Raw genomic sequence first — 20,043 nt, 5'->3', positions numbered from 1 at the left:
GAGTGTGTTCCCGGGAGAGCCAACAAAGAGGAAAGTTGCCCCAATCGTCCGGCTTCATGCTTGTTCCGTGCTGGGGTTTGAAGGGGCTTCTTGGGGGTGAAGGACTGAGAGGTCCCTCCTAGCCCGTAGGGTGCAGAAACGTGAGAGCTATCCGCCGGTTTACCGTCCGCACCGTCCTGCCCACGGAGCTGGCCGCCCTGGGCGAGCTCGTGCACAATCTCCGCTGGTCCTGGCACCCGGAGACGCTCGACCTCTTCGCCGAGGTCGACGCGGCCCTGTGGGAACAGGTCGGGCACGATCCCGTGGCCCTGCTCGGCGCCGTCACACCGGCCCGGCTCAACGAGCTGGCCGCCGACCGCCGTTTCCTCCGCCGCCTGGCCGACGCAGCGGACGACCTGCGCGAATACATGACATCGCCGCGCTGGTACCAGACGCTGCCCGACGTCGCACGCGCCATCGCCTACTTCTCCCCCGAGTACGGCATCGCCGCCGCGATGCCCCAGTACTCAGGCGGTCTCGGCATCCTCGCCGGCGACCACCTCAAGGCGGCCAGCGACCTGGGCGTGCCGATCCTCGCGGTCGGCCTGCTCTATCGCCACGGCTACTTCACCCAGTCGCTGTCGCCGGAGGGCTGGCAGCTCGAGCACTACCCGGCGCTCGACGCCGGCGGGCTGCCGCTGACCCTGCTGAAGGACGGCGACGAACCCGTCAAGATCCGTCTCGGCCTGCCCGAGGGCCGCGTCCTGCACGCCCAGGTCTGGGTGGCGCAGGTGGGCCGGGTGCCGCTGCTGCTGCTCGACTCCGACGTGGCCGACAACGACACCGCCGCCCGCGACGTCACCGACCGCCTCTACGGCGGCGGCACCGACCACCGGCTCATGCAGGAGCTGCTGCTGGGCGTGGGCGGCGTCCGCGCCATCAGGGCCTACTGCCGCATCACCGGCCACGCCGAGCCCGAGGTCTTCCACACCAACGAGGGCCACGCCGGCTTCCTCGGCCTGGAGCGCATCCGCGAGCTGACCGAGTCGCGCCTGTCGTTCGACGAGGCCCTGGAGGCCGTCCGCGCCGGCACGGTGTTCACCACGCACACGCCGGTGCCCGCCGGCATCGACCGGTTCCCCTGCGACCTGATCGAACGCCACTTCGGCGGCGACTCCGCCTGGCCGACCGTGCCCGTCGAGCGCATCCTGGCCCTGGGCGCCGAGGCCGAGCCCGGCCGCTTCAACATGGCCGTCATGGGCATGCGCCTGGCCCAGCGCGTCAACGGCGTCTCCGAGCTGCACGGCGCGGTCAGCCGGGAGATGTTCAAGGACCTGTGGCCCGGCTTCGACCTCGACGAGGTGCCGATCGGCTCGATCACCAACGGCGTGCACGCGCCCACGTGGGTCGGGCGCGAGTTCATGGAGCTGGCCGGCCGCGAGCTGCCCTCGCTGATCGAGCGCGCCCGCGGCTGGGAGGGCATCCAGAAGATCTCCGACCGGGAGATCTGGGAGATCCGCGGCAAGCTGCGCAGGCGGCTGGTCGAGGGCGCGCGCGAGCGGCTGCGCAGGTCGTGGCGCGAGCGCGGCGCCTCGGTCGCCGAGCTGGGCTGGATCGACGACGCGCTCGACCCCGACGTGCTGACGATCGGCTTCGCCCGGCGGGTGCCGTCGTACAAGCGGCTCACGCTCATGTTGCGTGACCCCAGGCGGCTGGCCCGGCTGCTGCTCGACCCGGACAAGCCGGTGCAGATCGTGATCGCCGGCAAGGCGCATCCGGCCGACGAGGGCGGCAAGAAGCTGATCCAGCAGATCGTCAAGTTCGCCGACCAGCACAACGTGCGCCACCGCATCGTCTTCCTGCCCGACTACGACATGACGCTCGGCCAGCTCATGGTCCAGGGCTGCGACGTGTGGCTGAACAACCCGCTGCGGCCGCTGGAGGCGTCCGGCACCTCGGGCATGAAGTCGGCGCTGAACGGCGGGCTCAACCTGTCGATCCGCGACGGCTGGTGGGACGAGTGGTACGACGGCACCAACGGCTGGGCCATCCCCACCGCCGACGGCGTCAGCGACCCCGACCGGCGCGACGAGCTGGAGGCCGGCGCCCTGTACGACCTGATCGAGCACGAGGTGTCCGACCGCTTCTACGACCGGCCGTTCGACGAGCTGCCGCGCAGGTGGATGGAGATGGTCAAGCACACCCTGGCCTCGCTCGGGCCCAAGGTGCTGGCCGGACGCATGCTCCGCGACTACGTCGTCGGCCTCTACACCCCGGCCGCCAAGTCGGCCCGCGCGCTGTCGGCCGACAACTACGCCGCGGCCAGGGCGTTCGCGGCCTGGCGGGTGCGCGTCACGCGGGCCTGGCCGGGCGTGCGGGTCGAGCACGTCGAGGCGTCCGGCGTGGGCGACGCCCCCGAGGTGGGCGCCTCGGTCGAGCTGCGGGCCACGATCGCGCTCGGCGACCTGGAACCGGGTGACGTGCTGGTCGAGGCCGCGTACGGCAAGGTCGGGCCGCACGACGAGCTGGTCCGGCCCCGGTACGCGCGGCTGGCCCTGGAGTCGCTGGAGGACGACGGCCACGCCCACTTCACGGGCCGGGTGCCGCTCGACCGTACGGGGGCCTTCGGATACACCGTCCGGGTTGTCCCGCATCACCCGTTCGCTGCCACTCCGGCGGAACTGGGGCTGATCGCCGTCCCGGAGGAGCCGGTGGGAATGACGAACGGTACCTTGCGCTGATATATCCGGACGAGGTCGGCCCGGTGGTCGGGCGGTGCATAATCAGGACCGTGGACGACAGCGGGAACGGCCTGCGGGCCGACAATCTGGTGGCCACGGTCCGCGGTGTCCTGCCGTCCCTGACGCCTGCCGCGCAGACCGTCGCCCGGCTCATCCTGGAGAATCCGGCGACGGTCGCGCGCAGCACCATCACGGAGCTGTCGGCCGCCTCCGGCACCAGCGAGGCCACCATCGTGCGCACCGCGCGGCTGCTCGGCTTCGCCGGATACCCCCAGCTCAGGCTGGCTCTGGCGGCGGCGGCCGCGCAGCCCGACCGGCTCGTGCCCGGCGACCTGGCGCCCGACGACCCGCTGTCGGAGGTCATCCAGAAGGTGGCCAGGGCCGAGTCGGAGGCCATCAACGACACCGTCGCCCAGCTCACCAGCGAGCGCCTGGGCCTGGTCGTCGACGCGATCGTGGGGGCCAGGCGCATCGACGCCTACGGCGTGGGCGCCTCGGGATTAGTCGCCGAGGACGTCGCCCAGAAGCTGCTGCGCATCGGCCTGTCCAGCCACGCCTTCCAGGACGCCCACCTGGCCCTGACCAGCGCCGTCCTGCTGAAGGCGGGCGACGTGGCGATCGGCATCAGCACCTCGGGGGAGACCCCCGACGTGATCGAGCCGCTGCGCCGGGCGGGGGAGGCGGGGGCCACCACGGTGGCCGTCACCAACAACCCGCGCTCGACGATCGCGGAGCTGGCCGAGCACGTGCTGATCTCGGCCGGGCGCGAGACGGAGTTCCGTCCCGGCGCCCTGGCCAGCAGGATCAGCCAGCTCCTCGTCGTCGACTGCGTGTTCGTCGGCGTCGCCCAGCGCACGTTCGACTCCTCTCAGGAGGCGCTCGCGAGCACCAGGCGCGCCGTCAAGGAGTTCACCCGGAGAACGACACCTGCACGTCGTCAGCCTTGACGTACATCACGCGGTGCCCGAACTGGATCTCCAGGTACTTCGTCTTGCCCCTGACCACCGTGTGGTCGGCCAGGTCGAACGTGACCGCCCGGTAGTACTCGGTGGCGGCCGGCCCGGCCAGCGTGTACTTCTCGCCCGCCGAGAACGTGTACTGCAGCGGCGTCACCGCCTGGTACGGAATGCCGGCCGGGTACGCCTCCTGCTCCGGGTACGCCCGCCCGAACACCGGCACGGTCGCCCTGCCCGGCTTCGGCGTGACGACGAGCCCCATCGAGGGGATCGCGGTCGGGGCGCCGGCCGGGTTGTGGAACCACGCCTTCTGGCCGAGGTACCAGATCGCCGTCCAGTCGCCCTGGCGGTCGGCGACGGCGAAGCGCTGGCCGGTGCTGGCCCTGGCGCTGTGGTCGTACACGCTGTAGAGCGAGCCGCCGGTCGGGTGCTTGCCGATGTCCTTGATCAGCGGGGCGTCGTCGCGCGGCTCGGTGCGCAGCCACACGGTGCCGGCGCTGAGCGGCGGGCAGGCCGCCTCGGGGTTCTTGCGGTCACAGCCGTAGAAGTAGGGCTTGTTGGTGGCGAAGTCCGGCTTGATCATGACCGAGCCGGCCTGCGGCCCGCCGAACTGGTGCAGCGGCGCGCCCATGAGCTGGAAGTAGTGCGCCCAGTCCCAGAACGGCCCCGGGTCCTCGTGCATGCCGCGGACCGTGCTCGGAATCGTGCCGGGGACGTTGTCGTGGCCCAGGATGTGGGCGCGGTCGAGCGGCACGCCGTGCTTGAGCGCCAGGTAGCGGACGAGCCGGGCCGACGAGCGGTACATCGCCTCGGTGTACCAGGTGCTGCCCTCGGCCAGGAAGCCTTCGTGCTCGATGCCGATGGACTTGGCGTTGATGTACCAGTTGCCGGCCTGCCAGCCGACGTCCTTGGTCTTGATGTGCTGGGCGATGTGCCCGTCACTGGAACGGACCGAGTAGTGCCAGCTCGCGCCGTAGTTCGGGTCCTGGTTGAGCTTGATCGACGGGAGGAAGTAGCCCTCCATGTCGTGGATGATGATGTAGTCGACCTTCTGGCTGACCGGCCGGTTCGCCAGGTCGTAGTGGCCGTAGTCGTCCGGCGGGAGCTCCTGGTAGGCGGAGGGGATCCACTCGCAGGAGATCGAGGCCGGGCACTCGACGCCGTCGCGCCGCGCGGGCCGCAGGCCGAGCTTCTCCAGCCACTTCTCGATCTTCTCCAGGTCCGGGACCTTGGGCAGGGTGACCTTCTGCCCGTCGTCCGTGGTGCGCTCGGCGCCCTCCTGGATGGTGGCGTAGACCTCGTCGGCGAAGAACTTGGCCGCGTCGGCCTCGTCGGCGCCGGAGTACTTGGCGACGGCTCCGTACCATTCGCCGGGGTTGGCGCTCAGGGGCGCGCCGAGGCTCTTCTGGTAGTCGGCGAGCAGCGCCGCGCCGCCGCGGATGTTGGCCGCGTCGTCGGTGCGCAGCCGCTCGTGGCTCTCGCCGGTGAGCTGCGCGGCGCGTTCCATCGTGCGCAGCGAGGCGGGGATCTCCGCCGGGGCGGGGGTCGCCGTGGGCGCGAGCGGCCTGCTCTCGTCGCCGCGGGCGTCCTCCTCGCCCTCTCCGTGGTGGTTCGAGCCGGTGTACGCGGCCGCGTCGGTCAGGTGCATCGGGCCGAACCCGGCGTCGCTCGACGGCTGGCCCGCGTGGGCGTCCCAGCGCGACTCCAGGTACGAGACGCCGAGCAGCACGCTCTGCGGGACCTTGAACTCGTCGGCCGCCGCGGCGAACGCCTGCTGCCGGTCGGCGGGTTCTTCGGCGTTGGCCGAGGGCACTTGGGTTAAGGGCAACAAGGCGACGACGGCGATCGCCAGCGCTCTGCGCATGAACCGCTCCTTGACTGGGGGGGCGTGGTGCGCGTTCAGCGTCTCAACATTTTCCTTCTCTGGCGAGAACTTTGCGAAGATATTTTTCATCCCTTAACAGACCGCCGGACCGGCTCCTGCCGCCCGCCACCGAGGACTACCAGGTGACGGGCTGGGTAGGCGGGCCTCGGAGGAGAGGGGAGTTGTCATGCCTCGACCCGGAAGTCACTCCTACGACAACGAGCGCCGCCGGCTGCGCAAGCAACTGGACCGGCAGGGGATGAGCGAGCAGGAGCTCAAGAAGCGCGTGGCCAGGAAACTCCAGTCGGACCCGGACAAGAGCCCGCGCAAGGTGGGCGGCGACCGCGCCGAAGGACCCAAGTCCGAACGGCCCCGCCGGGGGGAGCGCTGAGGCCCCGATGACCGGCATCATCGACCGCGTCGGCGTCCAGGACCTGCTCGCGACGCGCGCCGCCCAGCTCGCCGAGGTGCTGCCCGAGCGCGAGTACGCCTGGGCCCACCTGCCCGGCGCCGTGCACCTGCCGCTCGGCTCGCTCGACCGGCTGGCCGGCGACCTGCTGGACCGGTCGCGTCCGGTCGTCGTCTACTGCCACGACTGGCTCTGCGACCTGAGCCCGCGCGCCGCCCACCGGCTGGCCCGGCTGGGCTTCGCCGACGTGCACGACTACGGCCTGGGCAAGATGGACTGGCTGGCGGCCGACCTGCCGTACGAGGGGGAGGCCGTCCTGGTGGGCTCGGGCGCCCGGCGCGACCCGGTCACGGCCGACCTGGAGGACCCGCTGGAGGAGCTCAGCGAGCGCATCGTCGCCGATCCGGCCGGGCTCGCGGTCGTGGTGGACCGGGACGAGGTGGTGCAGGGCGTCATCGGGTCGCGCGAGCTCAAGGGCGCCGACCTGACCGGCACCGCCGAGGCCGCCATGAACACCGGCGTCACCACCGTACGGCCCAGCGAGCAGCTCGACGCCCTGGCCACCCGCATGGAGGGCGCGAACGTCGACCACGTCGTCGTCACCCGCGCCGACGGCACCCTGGTCGGCCTCTACGGGCTCGGCGACCTGCGCGAACCCGGCTGGGAATCCGATCTCGGATAGCGGACGGGATTTGGAGCCGTCACCCGGCGTCTGCTAGCGTCAACAGCATGTCAGTGATCAGCCGATTTTGGCGCTATGTGGCGGCTCCGGGTGGAGCCGAAGGTCACATGCGCTGACTTACTGATCACCCGGAGCCCAAAGGCAGAGACGTCCCGTCTCTGCCTTTCGTCGTTCAGGCGGACGGCTCCGGGGGCCACGGATGTGGGCCGTACCGCCTTCGAACTTCCAGCGAAAGCGGAGGACCAGCCCATGACCACGACCAGCGACCTGCGCATCACCTCGTTCGAACCCCTGCCCACGCCCCGCGAGCTCATCGGTGAACAGCCGCTCGGCCCGGAGCGCGAGGCGCTGGTGGCGGCGAGCAGGAACGCCGTGCGCGACGTGCTCGCCGGCGACGACGACCGCCTGCTGCTCATCGTCGGCCCGTGCTCGGTGCACGACCCGGAGGCCGCGCTCGACTACGCCCGCCGCCTGGCCGCCGCCACCCGCGACCTCGGCGACGCCCTGTGCGTGGTCATGCGGGTGTACTTCGAGAAGCCGCGTACCACCATCGGCTGGAAGGGCCTGATCAACGACCCGGACATCGACGGCGGCCACGACGTCCAGCGCGGGCTGCGCCTGGCCAGGACGGTGCTGCTCGACGTGCTCGACACCGGGCTGCCGGTGGGCTGCGAGTTCCTTGAGCCGACCAGCCCGCAGTACATCGCCGACGCCGTCACCTGGGGCGCGATCGGCGCGCGCACGCCCGAGAGCCAGGTGCACCGCCAGCTCACCTCCGGCCTGTCCATGCCGGTCGGCTTCAAGAACGCCACCGACGGCGATGTGCAGGTGGCCATCGACGGCGTGAACGCCGCCGCGCACCCGCAGGTGTTCTTCGGCATCGACGACGAGGGCCGGGCCGCGGTCGTCTCGACCACCGGCAACCCCGACTGCCACGTCATCCTGCGCGGCGGGCGCACCGGCCCCAACTACGACCCCCAGTCCATCGGCGACGCGCTGGCGCTGCTGGCCAAGGCCGGGCTGCCGGAGCGGCTGATCATCGACGCCAGCCACGGCAACAGCGGCAAGGACCACGTACGGCAGGCGGCCGTGGTGCGCGAGGTGGCCGGACGCCTGGCGGCGGGCGAGAAGGGCATCGCGGGGCTGATGGTGGAGAGCTTCCTGGTGCCGGGGCGGCAGGAGCCCGGCCCGGCCGAGGGCCTGACGTACGGGCAGAGCATCACCGACGCCTGCGTGGGCTGGGAGGAGACCGAGCTCCTGCTGGCCGAGCTGGCCGACGCCGTGCGCGCCGGCCGCGCCGCCGGCTGACGGCCTCCCGGCGGCCCCGAGGTGACGGGCGGGCCGCCGGAGGCCCGGTAGGACCGGTCAGTCAGGTGCGGCGGTCCAGCCGGAACGTCGGGTGCCCCGGCGTGCCCGGCTGGGCGTCCAGCGACTTGTCGTCGAGAATGGGCGCCGCGTCCTCGGCCACGAAGACGCGCACGTCCCCCTGCTCGATGACCTGGTCCCCGGCGTACGGCGTGCTCGCCAGCGACACCTCCAAGGCGCCCGCCTCGTCCGGCTTGGCGGCGATCCGCAGGCCGGCGTGCGCGGGCACGTCCTCGCCGACCATCAGGTCACGGATCGCGACCACGGCGTTGTCAGTCAAAGTCAGCACGATGCGCTCCTTCTCGCTGGAGACCCCCCGCCTCCCCCGCGACCTGGGAGGCAAACGCGCCGGGCCGGGATGAGCGCCCGCCACGGGGGTAGCGGAGCGTCATGGCTGACAAGGACGCCGACAAGGACAAGGGCGTGCTGGACGCCCTGCTCGAACAGTGCGGCCAGACGTTCGCCGCGGAGGCGGGCATCCGGCTCGCCGACCGGCCGCGGCCGCTGTACCAGCTCCTCGTGCTGGCCACGCTGCTCAGCGCGCGCATCTCGTCCGGGGTGGCGGTGGCGGCCGCGCGCGAGCTGTTCGCCGCCGGGTACCGCACGCCGCGGGACATGGCGCGGGCGAGCTGGCAGGACCGCGTGGACGCCCTGGGCCGCGGCCACTACCGGCGTTACGACGAACGCACCTCGACCATGCTCGGCAGGGGCGCCGAACTGCTGCTCGACCGCTGGAAGGGCGACCTGCGCAGGTTGCGCGACGAGGCCGGGGGCGACCCCGGGCGCATCGGCGAGCTGCTGCGGGAGTTCCCCGGCATCGGCCCGACCGGCGCCGACATCTTCCTGCGCGAGGTCCAGGGCGTGTGGCCGCAGGTCGCGCCGCACCTGGACGGGCGGGTGCTGGACGGCGCGGCCCGGCTCGGCCTGCCCCGCCAGGAACGCGGCCTGGCCCGCCTGGCCGGCTCCGGCGACGAGCTGGCCCGCCTGTCGGCGGCGCTGGTCCGCGTGTCGACCAGCAAGAAGGCCGCCGACGAGGTGAGGTCGGCCGCAGCGGGGTGAGCGGGGGGCGCTCTGTTAGGTTCGGCTCATGGGTGAGTTTGTGAGTGTCGAGGTGGCCGACCAGATCGCCACGATCCGTCTTGACCGTCCGAAGATGAACGCGATCGACGTTCAGACGCAGCGGGAGCTCGTCGAGGCGGCGCTTCAGGTCGATGCCGACGACCAGGTGCAGGCGGTGATCCTCTACGGCGGCGAGCGCGTCTTCGCCGCCGGCGTGGACGTCAAAGAGATGGCCGACATGTCCTATGCCGACATGTCCACCCACTCCCGCACGCTCCAGGCGTGCTTCACCACGGTGGCCCGCATCGGCAAGCCGGTCATCGCCGCCGTCACCGGCTACGCCCTGGGCGGCGGCTGCGAGCTGGCCCTGTGCGCCGACTTCCGGGTGGCGGGCGAGTCGGCCCGGCTCGGCCAGCCGGAGATCCTGCTCGGGCTCATCCCGGGCGCGGGCGGCACGCAGCGCCTGCCCCGGCTCGTCGGCCCGTCCCGCGCCAAGGATCTGATCTTCACCGGCCGGCACGTCCCCGCCGCCGAGGCCCTGGCCATCGGGCTGGTCGACCGGGTGGTGCCGGACGAGCAGGTCTACACGGCGGCCCTGGAGTGGGCGGCCACGTTCGTCGGCGGGCCGGCCGTGGCGCTGCGCGCCGCCAAGCAGGCCGTCGACCAGGGCGCCGAGGTCGACCTCGACTCCGGCCTGGAGATCGAGCGCCTGCACTTCTCCGGCCTGTTCGCCACCGACGACGCCAGGATCGGCATGCGGGCCTTCGCGGAGAAGGCCAAGGCCAAGTTCACCGGACGGTGACCGCCCGGCCGCCATACGAATGCGACCCTTTGGAGTAGGCCGTCCAAGGGGAAGCGGGTTTGCCAGTATGGTGGCGTTTCATGATGCGCGTCCCGGTCCCCGCCCGGCTGCGTAAAGCCGTGCGTTCGTGGTTCGACTCCCGTTACATCTCCGTCGCCGACCACCGGCAGGACATCCGGGACGCGCTCTGGGAGGTCCAGACCCTGCGCAGGGAGATGGCCACTTTGCAGGGCGAGGTCGAGCGGCTGCGGAACGCCCGCCCGCCGGCCGGGCCGGTGATCGACAAGGCCAGGGTCGACGACACCTACCGGCTGGCGCAGGAGACCGCGCAGGCCCTCGACGGCGTGCTCCAGAACGAGGTGCTCGTCTGGCAGGCCATCGACGACCTGCGGGCCCGCGTCCCCGAGGGGGGCCGGCCGTGCGCGTGACCTGGTCCGGCACCGAGCTGACCTTCCGTCTCGACCCCGAGGACGAGATCACCGGCAGGGCGGCCGACGAGCATCCCGTCAAGCTGGCCACCAACTCCTGCTCGATCGGCGGCGTGCCCGCCGACGCCCACCCCGACCTGTTCGCCGTGGCCGCCTGGACGATCGTGGCGCCCTGGACCAGGCGGCGGATCACGTTCGACCGGGCCGTCTCCGCCGAGGTGGCCGCGGCCCTGCACGACGGGTGGGGCATCGAGGCCGGGCCGGTCGGGGCCGAGCCGCGCCGGGCCGGGGACCGGCTCGCCCTCTCCTACAGCGGCGGCGCGGACTCGGTGGCCGCGGCGGCCATCCATCCGTCGGCGCCGTTCGTGCACTTCCGGCGGGTGCCGCATCCGCGGGTGCCCAACCGGTGGCCGCACTACCGCTCCGACGTGCTGGCCAAGCTGGCCGAGCGGACCGGCCGCGAGCTCACCACCGTCACCTCCGACCTGGAGTTCACCCTCGCCGAGCCGCGTCCGGGCTATCCGGAGCACCACGCCGTCGCGGCGGGGGCGTTGCTGCTGGCCGACCGGATGAACCTCGGTGGCCTGGGCTTCGGCTATGAACTCGGTTCACGCTGGCTGGGCGGCGACCGTTACTTGTTGCGGTTCACGCCTGACAACCCCATGTGGGCGCCGCACGGCGCGTGGGGCCGGTTGTTCGCCGCCGCGGGCGTGCACATCGTGCTCCCGGTCGGCGGGGTGAGCGAGGCCGTCACCATGCGGCTGGCCCTGAACTCCGAGCTCAAGGACCAGGTGCGCTGGTGCCTGCGCGGCACCGACGGCCCCTGCCGCACCTGCGGCAAGTGCCTGTACAAGGAGCTCATCCAGGCCGCCGTCGAGCGCCGTCCCCTGGACACGCCACTCACCGCCGACCGTCCCGTGGCCCGCAAGTGGCTGCGGCCGCCCCCCTTCGGGGGCCAGGAGATGGTCGAGTACGGCCTGGCCCGGATCCCCGGCGTCGAACGGTCCCTGTTCGCCAAGGCCCTCGACCACTTCGAGGCCACCGAGGAGTCCACCAGCTGGCTCGACCACTGCTACCCGCCGGCGATCGAGGAGATCCCCGAGCCGTGGCGGGCGGAGGCGGCCGCCTTCCTGACCTCCCAGGTCGGCCTCATGACCGAGGCCGAGGTGCGGCGGGTGGAGACGTGGGGCGCGTGACCGTCCGCGGGACGGATCCGGCGAAGTGCGAGGAGTTGACTGCGTGAAGGTTTACCTGTCGGTGGACATGGAGGGCGTGACGGGGCTGACCGACCCCGAGGAGATGCACGCCGGCAAACGCGGCTACGACCGCGGCTGCGAGCTGATGACCGCGGACGCCAACGCCGCCGTCGAGGGCGCGTTCGCCGCCGGCGCCGGCTCGGTGCTGGTCAACGACGCCCACGGGTCCACCAAGAACCTGCGGATCGACCTCCTGGACCCCCGGGCCACCCTGATCCGGGGGCCGGGCAAGGCCCAGCGCATGGCCCAGGGGCTCGACGGCACGTTCCAGGCCGCGTGCTTCGTGGGCTACCACGCCAGGGCCGGCGTCCAGCACGGCGTGCTCAACCACACGTGGATGGGCAAGGAGATCCAGAACGTCTACCTCAACGGCGAGCTGTGCGGCGAGACCCGGCTGGTCGCGGCGTGCGCGGGCTTCCACGGCGTGCCCGTCGTGCTGGTGACCGGGGACGAGGCCGTCGGCGAGGAGGCGCGCGAGCTGCTCGGCGACGTCGAGACGGTCGCGGTGAAGAAGGGGATCGACAAGTTCTCGGCCGAGTTGCTGCCGCCGAGCGTCGCCCAGGCGAAGATCCGTGAGGCCGCCGCTCGCGGGCTGTCCCGGTTGAGCGACTTCACGCCTTATCGGGTGGAGGCGCCGTACACGCTGGGGGTGGAGTGGAACTCGACCGCCATCGCGGCGGCGGTGGCGCTGGTGCCCGGCGTGAAGACGGCCGGCTCCCGGCACACCGAGTTCACCACCGACGACTTCCGCCAGATCATGGCGCTGCTCGGGATCTTCGCCACCATCGGCGGCCAGGTGGCCTGCGGCAGCGGGCCGTACGGCTGAGATGTCGGTAACTGCTGACTCAGGGGGCGGGTGACGGTGGAAGGCGCGGCGCTGACCCGGCGGGGGCTGCTCGTCGGGATCGGAGCGGTGGGCGGCGCGGGCGCCATGTACGCCGCCATGGGCGCGCTCGGGCTCGCCCCCTCCGAGCAGGACAAGGAGTTCGCCGCGCCGCGTCCCGGCGACTTCTCCCTGCGCGGCAAGGGCGCGGCCAAGGTGGTGATCCTCGGCGCGGGCGTGGCGGGGCTGACCGCCGCGTACGAGCTGGGCAAGGCCGGCTATGACTGCACCCTGCTCGAAGCCAGGGGCAGGGCCGGCGGCCGGAACCTGACGCTGCGCGGCGGCGACCGCCTGACCGAGCTGAACGGCCCGGCCCAGGACGTCAAGCTGGGTGAGGGCGTCTACTTCAACGCCGGGCCCGGCCGCATCGCCCCCTGGATGGTCACCCTCGACTACTGCAGGGAGCTGGGCGTCCCGATCGAGACGTTCGTCAACAACAACGCCTCGGCGTACGTCCACACCAACGGGAAGACCGTGCGGGCCCGCACTGCCCGAGCCGACATGTACGGATATGTCGCAGAATTGCTGGCCAAGGCCACAAATATCGGCGCGCTCGACAAGGCGATCACCGCCGACGACCGGCAGCGCCTGCTGGAGTTCCTCCGCCGGTTCGGCGACCTCGGCCCCAAGCTCGACTACGAGGGCTCACCCCGGCGCGGCTTCACCAAGTACCCGGCGCTCGACGGCGGCACCCCCATCCCGCCCCCCGGCACCCTGCACGACGTGCTGGCCGCCGCCACCGGCCGCGCCATCACCAACGACTTCGGCTACGACATGGCCACCCCCATGTTCCAGCCGGTCGGCGGCATGGACGCGATCGTCACCAAGCTGACCGAGGCCGTGGGGGCCGACCGGATCAGGACCGGCGCCAAGGTAACCAAGATCACGACCCTGGACGACGGCGTCGAGGTGACGTACGAGGGCGGCAGCGTCAAGGCCGACTACTGCATCGCCACCCTCCCCCCGCACCTCCTCACCAAGATCCCGCACAACCTCGGAGCGCAGGTCACCAGCGCCCTGAGCACCCCCATCCCGGTCGCCGCCGGCAAGATCGGCCTGGAGTACGGCAGGCGCTGGTGGGAGCTGGAGGACCGCATCTACGGCGGTGTCACCGAGACCGACCTGGACATCACCCACATCTGGTACCCCTCCCACGGCTACCACTCCGACCGCGGCCTGATCGTCGGCTACTACAACACCGAGCAGAACGCCGAGCTGTACGGCTCCCTCACCCCCGAGGACAGAAGGCGCAAGGCCCTCACCCAGGGCAGGAAGATCCACGGCGACAAGTACCGCCAGAACCTGCTGTCCAGCGTCTCGATCGCCTGGCACCGCCAGGAGCACATCCAGGGAGGCTGGATGTACTGGCCGTCCTTTGATTCGTCCTTCACTCTTCTGCAACGCCCCGCCGGAAGGGTCTACTTCGCGGGTGACTGGCTCACCCACTTGATCGCCTGGCAGGCAGGCGCCATGGAGTCGGCCCGCAGCGCCGTCACCCTGCTGCACCGGCGGGTGCTGCAGTCCGCGTGACGTCGCACGCCACTTCCTCGACCGGCATAGGGTCGGTCAAGGAAGAGCGATCGAGGAGACGAGGATGACGTTGCACTGGGTGCCCGCGACCGGCCGCGCCGACCTGCTGGCCGATCCGGTGGCGTTCGCCGTGCCGGGCGTCGAGGGCGCCGAGGTGGCGGAGATCGACCCCGACCTGGCCGACACGGCCGCGTTCTGCGAGCGCTACGGCGTACGGCTCGACGAGTCGGCCAACTGCGTGGTCGTGGCCGCCAAACGCGGCGGCGAGACGCGTTACGCCGCCTGCATGGTGCTCGCGACGATGCGCGTCGACGTCAACGGCGTGGTGCGCAGACACCTCGACGCCCGCAAGGCGAGCTTCGCGCCGATGGCCGACGCGGTCGAGCTGACCGGCATGGAGTACGGCGGCATCACCCCGCTCGGGCTGCCCGGCGACTGGCCCGTCCTGGTCGACGTGCACGTCGCCGAACATCCCAGAGTGGTGATCGGCAGCGGCCTGCGCAGGTCGAAGCTCGCCGTGCCGGGCGCCGCGCTGGCCGGGCTGAAGGGCGCCGAGGTCCTGTCCCTGACGACCTGAAGGCTCCGAAGCCGAACTGAAGCCAATTCGAGACCGTTGGATGGGAAACCGATGAGGCCGTACCGGACGTTGTACGAGTGGGAATGTGGCCTCATGGTTCATCTCGTGGGCGGGGATTAAGCCGATATGGTGCTTCATGCCATGAACGATGACCGACTAGGCCCTTACCGGCTGCTCAGGCGGCTCGGTGAAGGCGGGATGGGCGTTGTCCACCTCGCTGTCGACCCCCAGGGGCGACAGGTGGCGGTCAAGGTCCTGCGCGGAGAGGTCGCCGGTGACGAGGTCGCCAGGCGACGGCTTTCGCGTGAGGTCGAGACCATGCGCCGGGTCCGCAGCAAATTCATCGCAGAAGTGGTCGATGCGGATGTAACCGGTCATCGTCCCTACATCGTCACGCGTTACGTGCCCGGCCGTCCGCTCGACGAGATCGTCAAGGACGACGGGCCGCTCGACCTGCCCGCGCTGGTCCGGCTCGCCCACGGGGTGGCCTCCGCGCTGGCCGTGGTCCACTCCGTCGGCGTGATCCACCGCGACCTCAAGCCGGGCAACGTGCTGATCCTCGACGGCGAGCCCGTCCTGATCGACTTCGGCATCGCCCAGGCGGTCGACGCGACCAGGCTCACCCAGACCGGCATGTTCATCGGCACGCCCGGCTACCTCGCGCCCGAGATCATCGAGGGCCAGGAGGCCGGCCCCGAGGTCGACATCCACGCCTGGGCGGGCACGCTGCTCTACGCCGCCACCGGCCAGCCGCCCTTCGGCAAGGGCACGCTGGAGATGATCTTCTACAACATCACCGCCGGCAAGGCCGACATCAGCGGCGTGCCGGCCGAGCTGCAGCCGCTGCTCAAGGCGGGCTTCCAGCGCAACCCGGCCAAGCGGCCCAAGGCCGCCGACCTGGCCGAGCAGACGGCCCGCATGTTGCCGAGGCCGCCGCGCGGCGTGCCCGACGAGATCTCCACCGTCCCCCGGCCCGACGCGCCCGACGACTACCCGACCAGGCGGGCGCCGTTCGTGGGGGAGAAGCCGTCCTACGACGTCTCCACGCCGCCGATGACGCCCCGCCGGCTGATCGACGGCCAGGAGCAGCCGGTCGCGCCGCCCGCCGACCCGCACTTCGTCTCGCTGCTGCCCAACCAGGCGGCCGGGCTGCCCAGCCAGGCGGCTCCGCTGCCCGGCGCCGGGCTGCCTGGGGCCGGACTGCCTGGCGCCGGTCTGCCCGACCAGGGTGCGGCGCCGGCCGACCAGGGCGCGGGCGACCCGTGGCCGACCCGCCGGGTCTCGCCGGAGGAGCTGCGCCAGATCCAGCGCGAGGCCATGCCCAGCCAGCCCTGGCCGCAGCAGCAGCCCCCGCTCCACCCCCAGCCGCAGTCACAGCCCCAGTCACAGCCGCTGCCGCAGTCGCAGTCGCTGCCGCAGGTCAACCCGCACGAGGCCGACGTGCCCACCCGGCGCGTGCGCCCGGACTCGGCCGAGTTCGGCCGGCTCAGCTCCGGCCCTCAGCCGGTCGACCACGGCCGGCTCGGGTCCGGCGCCCAGCCGGTGGACCACGGCCGGTTCAACTCCGGCCAGGAAGCGGCGAACTACGGCCCGGTGCCGGTGCAGCCGCCGCCCTACATCCCGGCGCCGCCGCAATACCCGCCACAAGACCCGCAGGCCGCTCGCGAGCCGTACCACCAGGGCGGGCGTCCGGCGCAGGCGCTGCAGCGCTCGAAGGCGTACGGGGTGGCCAGCGCCATGCTGCTCATCCTCATGATCGTGGCGGCGGTGACGGCCCCCGTCCTGGTGGCGGTGGTGGCGATCCCGATCGCCGTGCTGCTGCGCGCCGCCGATCTCGCCCAGCCGGCGCTCAGCGGCCGCAGGCCCGCCGGGTCCGCCGCCCTCGACGTGCTCAGGGTCTTCGCCCAGCCGCAGGCGCTGGCCAAGTCGGTGGGCATCACGGTCGCGCTCGTCCTGTACGCCCTGATCCTCGGCCTGCCGGTGACGCTGCTGCTCAGCGTGGTGGTCAAGATGAACTCGGCCAACGCCCTCGCGTGGGGGGCCGCGGTCGCGCTCTGGACCCTCTGCGCGGGGCCGGGCGTCGAGGGCCCGGGGCGGCAGATGCGCAGAACGCTCTCATCGCTCGTACCCTCTAGAACAGCGGCCATGGCGATGGCGGGAGTCCTGGCGGCGGGCGCCGCGCTCTCGCTGATCCTCGCCTACGGCACGTTCGGGGACACGCCAAGGGGGAGTGTATGGAGTCCACTGGACGTCACACCCGTGACAGAGCAACTCAGCGGCCTGAAGGGCGGCGGCTGAGCCGAGGAAGGTGGCGATGAGCATCCAAGCGCCGGAACGCCTCGGCCCCTACCGCATCGTCAGGAAGATCGGCGAGGGTGGCATGGGGGTCGTCCATCTGGGTCTCGACGGTGAGGGCCGCGAGGTCGCCATCAAGGTGCTCCACCCGCACGTGGCCGCCGACCTCAAGGCCCGCGACCGGCTCACCCGCGAGGTCGAGACCATGCGCCGGGTGCGCAGCCCGTACGTCGCCGAGGTCATCGACGCCGAGCTGGTGGGGGGCCAGCCCTACGTCGTGACCCGCTTCGCCCCGGGGCGCACGCTGGAGGAGACCGTGCTGACCGAGGGCGCCCTGGAGGCGCGGCAGGTCATCAGGCTGGCCCAGGGGCTGTGCCAGGCGCTGGTCGCCATCCACGCGGCCGACGTGATCCACCGCGACTTCAAGCCGTCCAACGTCATGCTGGTCGACGGCGAGCCGCTGGTCATCGACTTCGGCATCGCCCACCTGGTGAACGCGACCCGGCTGACCCAGACCGGCATGTTCGTCGGCACGCCCGGCTACCTGGCGCCCGAGATCATCCGCGACTCCGACATCACCCAGGCGGCCGACGTGCACGCGCTGGCCTCGACGGTGTTCTTCGCCGCCACGGGCGCGCCGCCGTTCGGCACCGGGACGTTCGAGGCGGTCTGCTTCAACATCATGGAGGGGCGGGCCCAGCTCGACCGGGCGCCCGCGTGGCTGCGCGGCTGGTTGTCGCGCGCGCTGCGGGTCGATCCCGCCGCCCGGCCGGGCGCGCAGGAGCTGCTGCGGATGGCCAGGGAGCTCGACCCGTCGGTGACGACGTTCAACGAGTTCGAGGGGCCGACCGGCACCAAGCGCATCGGCAGCGGCACGCGCGCCATGGACACGTTCTCCGACCTGCTGCCGCCGGTCGAGTACCGCAAGGCCGCGCCCCCGCCGCCGCCCGCGCGGCGGGAGGAGCGACCGCCGCCCTACGTGCCCGCGCCGACGTCGGCGCGCCCGGTGCCGCGCACCGACCAGCGGGTGGCCGGCTACCCGGCGCCGCCGCCGCAACCGCGCCCGTACACGCCGCCGCCCCAGCCGCGCGGCCACGTGCCGCCGGCGGAGCGGAAGAGGTACCTGTTCGGCGCCCAGGTGACCGGGTTGCTGCTGCTGGTCACGCTGGTGGCGCTGACCGTCATGATGCCCGTCGTCATGGGGGCGGTGGCCGTCGCGCTCGCGGTGGTGCTGCGCGTGGGCGAATACCTCTTCGGCGACATGGTCAAGCGGCGCCAGATCCGCGGCAGCAGCTCGGCCGACCCGCTGCTCGCGCTGGTCGGCACGCCGTGGGCGCTGGTCAAGGCCGCGCTGGTGACGCTGGTGCACGTGCCGCTCGCGCTGCTGTTCGGCGCGTGCGTGTGGGGGGCGCTCCACTGGGCCGGCGGCATGGGCACCAACCAGGCCGCCGCCTTCGCGGCCGGCGCGTTCGCCGGGGGCCTGTTCGTGCTGCCGGGCGGCGGCGCGCCGCGCAAGGCCGTGACCCGCACGCTCACCGGCGTGCTGCGCAGCCCCGGCGCCGCGCTGGTCGCGGTCGTCGCGGTGGGCACGGCGGCGCTGTTCGCGGCGATGTTCGCGCTCGGCCAGGACCCGGTCTGGACGCCCTGGCGAGCCCCGCAGAGCGTGATCGACGACCTGGCGAGCGACGCCAGGCAGAGCACGATCGGACTGATCACCGGCCTGATCGAAAGTCTGCTCGACGGGCTGGGGTTGGGCTTCCTGACTCCGTGGTCGTGAGTGTCCCCCTGGGCCCGGCGGGGGAGAGATGAGGTATGAGCGAGCGCCTCGGCCCCTATGAGCTTCTCTCCAGGCTCGGCGCGGGCGGCTTCGGCGAGGTCCATCTGGCGCTCGACGCCCAGGGGCGCACGGTCGCGGTCAAGGTGCTGCATCCGCACGTCGCGGCCGACGCCCTCGCGCTGGGCAGGCTCGACCGCGAGGTGGAGACGATGCGCCGGGTGGGCGGGCCGCACGTCGCCGAGGTGCTCGACGCCTCGCTGGAGGGCCCCAGACCCTACCTGGTGACCCGCTACGTCCAGGGCCGCCCGCTCAGCGCCGTGCCCGTGCCCGTCGCCGAGCTGGGCCCCCTGGCCTCGGGGCTGGCCGACGCGCTGCTGGCCATGCACGAGTCCGGGGTGGTCCACCGCGACCTCAAGCCGGCCAACGTGATGATGAGCGAGGACGGCCCGGTCGTCATCGACTTCGGCATCGCCAGCGCGCTCGACTCGTTGTCGGTCACCGCGTCTGGCGCGGTGGTCGGCACGCCCGGCTACCTGGCTCCGGAGATCCTCGAAGGCGGCAGCGCGGGTGTCGAGGCCGACGTGTTCTCCTTCGGCGCGACGCTCGCCTACGCCGCGACCGGGCGGCAGCCGTACGGGCAGGGGCCGGCCTCGGCGGTGGCCTACCGGGTCGTGCACCACCCGCCCGACCTGGAGGGCGTGCCGGACTGGCTGGCGCCGCTGTTACGCGAGTGCCTGTCCACCGACCCCGCCGCGCGGCCCACGGCCGCGCAGATCTGCGCCCGGCTGGGCGTCGCCCCCGTCCCGCACGTACGGCAGACCGGCCCCCGTCCCTCGGCCCCGGTGGCGCGTCCCCGGCCGGCCGACGACATGAGCACGAGAGAGTGGCGGCCGGGCGACGGGCGTCGCAGGCCGGTCGAGGAGTCCAGGGCGCGGCACCGGGAGAAGGTGCGCAGGCGGTGGCTGATCGGCTCGGGCCTGTTCGTGTCGCTGCTGGCGGCGGCCGCCCGCGAGCCGCTGCCCGAGGTGGCGCTGTTCCTGCTGGCCGCCTACGTGCTGGCGGTGGTGAGCGACGCGGGGGTGGCGCTGCTCTCGCGCGGGCCCTACCGGCGCAGCCGGATGGTGGCCGACCTGGTGAGCGTGGCGGGGGCGGTGGGGCTGTGCTTCGGGCTCGCCGCGGTGTTCAGCACGTTCACACTGGCCCTGTTCGCGGGTACGGCCCTGGTGGTGGGCATCGTGTTCCTGTTGTCCGCCTGATTTCCCCGGGGGCGATCGGAACGTACCGAATAAAGTTCGGTATGGTGGGAAGGGTAGGGGCTTGACGCGGGAACCGCCGGTTTGCGCGTAAGCTACCCATGGGTAACATGACCGCGGGAGCCAGGGCACGACTCTGACCCACCCCGTGTCAGGAGCCCGTCGGGAACCTGGCAGTCTGGTCAGC

At 72.2% G+C, this 20,043-nt stretch carries 17 protein-coding genes; 15 read left to right on the top strand and 2 right to left on the bottom strand.

Annotation, left to right across the window (positions count from 1 at the left end):
- Positions 1 to 140 precede the first annotated feature (140 nt).
- Both glgP and ABT158_RS09240 read left to right on the top strand, forming a co-directional pair.
- Entirely contained in the window at positions 141 to 2,720 is a 2,580-nt protein-coding gene (glgP, locus tag ABT158_RS09245) for an alpha-glucan family phosphorylase (RefSeq protein ID WP_352352252.1), read from the top strand.
- Between the two features lie 50 nt (positions 2,721 to 2,770).
- The gene (locus ABT158_RS09240; RefSeq protein WP_352352251.1) at positions 2,771 to 3,667 is read left to right on the top strand and encodes a MurR/RpiR family transcriptional regulator; all 897 of its coding nucleotides are present in this window, start codon (positions 2,771 to 2,773) and stop codon (positions 3,665 to 3,667) included.
- Here ABT158_RS09240 and ABT158_RS09235 read toward each other — a convergent pair.
- Positions 3,630 to 5,540, bottom strand: a complete 1,911-nt coding sequence (locus ABT158_RS09235) for an N-acetylmuramoyl-L-alanine amidase (RefSeq protein ID WP_352352250.1) — start codon at positions 5,538 to 5,540, stop codon at positions 3,630 to 3,632. The two genes, ABT158_RS09240 and ABT158_RS09235, sit on opposite strands and share 38 nt — an antisense overlap.
- Positions 5,541 to 5,727: 187 nt before the next feature.
- Between ABT158_RS09235 and ABT158_RS09230 the strand changes: the two genes are divergently transcribed.
- The 3 genes from ABT158_RS09230 (at position 5,728) to ABT158_RS09220 (ending at position 7,939) form a co-directional block, all read left to right on the top strand.
- Positions 5,728 to 5,931: a hypothetical protein gene (locus ABT158_RS09230; RefSeq protein WP_352322071.1), complete on the top strand. Its 204-nt coding sequence runs from the start codon at positions 5,728 to 5,730 to the stop codon at positions 5,929 to 5,931.
- Positions 5,932 to 5,938: 7 nt separating this feature from the next.
- Positions 5,939 to 6,631, top strand: a complete 693-nt coding sequence (locus ABT158_RS09225; RefSeq protein ID WP_352352249.1) for a CBS domain-containing protein — start codon at positions 5,939 to 5,941, stop codon at positions 6,629 to 6,631.
- A 249-nt stretch (positions 6,632 to 6,880) separates the two neighbouring features.
- Positions 6,881 to 7,939, top strand: a complete 1,059-nt coding sequence (locus ABT158_RS09220) for a 3-deoxy-7-phosphoheptulonate synthase (RefSeq protein WP_352352248.1) — start codon at positions 6,881 to 6,883, stop codon at positions 7,937 to 7,939.
- Between the two features lie 61 nt (positions 7,940 to 8,000).
- On the opposite strand, the gene ABT158_RS09215 is transcribed toward ABT158_RS09220, so the two are convergent.
- Complete coding sequence (locus tag ABT158_RS09215) at positions 8,001 to 8,285, bottom strand: HesB/IscA family protein (protein ID WP_352328823.1); 285 nt, start codon at positions 8,283 to 8,285, stop codon at positions 8,001 to 8,003.
- A 101-nt stretch (positions 8,286 to 8,386) separates the two neighbouring features.
- Here ABT158_RS09215 and ABT158_RS09210 point away from each other — a divergent pair, with 101 nt between their 5' ends.
- From ABT158_RS09210 to ABT158_RS09165, 10 genes are all read left to right on the top strand, one after another.
- Positions 8,387 to 9,055 (top strand): HhH-GDP family DNA glycosylase, encoded by a 669-nt coding sequence (locus ABT158_RS09210; RefSeq protein ID WP_352352247.1) that lies wholly within the window; start codon positions 8,387 to 8,389, stop codon positions 9,053 to 9,055.
- A 28-nt stretch (positions 9,056 to 9,083) separates the two neighbouring features.
- Positions 9,084 to 9,857 (top strand): enoyl-CoA hydratase/isomerase family protein, encoded by a 774-nt coding sequence (locus ABT158_RS09205; protein ID WP_352352246.1) that lies wholly within the window; start codon positions 9,084 to 9,086, stop codon positions 9,855 to 9,857.
- Positions 9,858 to 9,937: 80 nt separating this feature from the next.
- The gene (locus ABT158_RS09200) at positions 9,938 to 10,285 is read left to right on the top strand and encodes a hypothetical protein (RefSeq protein WP_352352245.1); all 348 of its coding nucleotides are present in this window, start codon (positions 9,938 to 9,940) and stop codon (positions 10,283 to 10,285) included.
- The gene (locus ABT158_RS09195) at positions 10,276 to 11,481 is read left to right on the top strand and encodes a DUF6395 domain-containing protein (protein WP_352352244.1); all 1,206 of its coding nucleotides are present in this window, start codon (positions 10,276 to 10,278) and stop codon (positions 11,479 to 11,481) included. The genes ABT158_RS09200 and ABT158_RS09195 overlap by 10 nt, the downstream gene beginning before the upstream one ends.
- Before the next feature lie 43 nt (positions 11,482 to 11,524).
- Complete coding sequence (locus ABT158_RS09190; protein ID WP_352352243.1) at positions 11,525 to 12,367, top strand: M55 family metallopeptidase; 843 nt, start codon at positions 11,525 to 11,527, stop codon at positions 12,365 to 12,367.
- A 30-nt stretch (positions 12,368 to 12,397) separates the two neighbouring features.
- Complete coding sequence (locus ABT158_RS09185; RefSeq protein WP_352352242.1) at positions 12,398 to 13,954, top strand: flavin monoamine oxidase family protein; 1,557 nt, start codon at positions 12,398 to 12,400, stop codon at positions 13,952 to 13,954.
- 64 nt (positions 13,955 to 14,018) lie between these two features.
- Complete coding sequence (locus ABT158_RS09180) at positions 14,019 to 14,531, top strand: YbaK/EbsC family protein (RefSeq protein ID WP_352352241.1); 513 nt, start codon at positions 14,019 to 14,021, stop codon at positions 14,529 to 14,531.
- Positions 14,532 to 14,657: 126 nt separating this feature from the next.
- Entirely contained in the window at positions 14,658 to 16,829 is a 2,172-nt protein-coding gene (locus tag ABT158_RS09175) for a serine/threonine-protein kinase (protein WP_352352240.1), read from the top strand.
- Positions 16,830 to 16,845: 16 nt separating this feature from the next.
- The gene (locus ABT158_RS09170) at positions 16,846 to 18,603 is read left to right on the top strand and encodes a serine/threonine-protein kinase (RefSeq protein ID WP_352352239.1); all 1,758 of its coding nucleotides are present in this window, start codon (positions 16,846 to 16,848) and stop codon (positions 18,601 to 18,603) included.
- 35 nt (positions 18,604 to 18,638) lie between these two features.
- Positions 18,639 to 19,859: a serine/threonine-protein kinase gene (locus ABT158_RS09165; RefSeq protein WP_352352238.1), complete on the top strand. Its 1,221-nt coding sequence runs from the start codon at positions 18,639 to 18,641 to the stop codon at positions 19,857 to 19,859.
- Positions 19,860 to 20,043 lie beyond the last annotated feature (184 nt).

The organism is Nonomuraea sp. NPDC001636, assembly GCF_040298265.1.
Classification (GTDB): Bacteria; Actinomycetota; Actinomycetes; order Streptosporangiales; family Streptosporangiaceae; genus Nonomuraea.
This window is presented reverse-complemented; position numbering and strand designations above follow the sequence as displayed.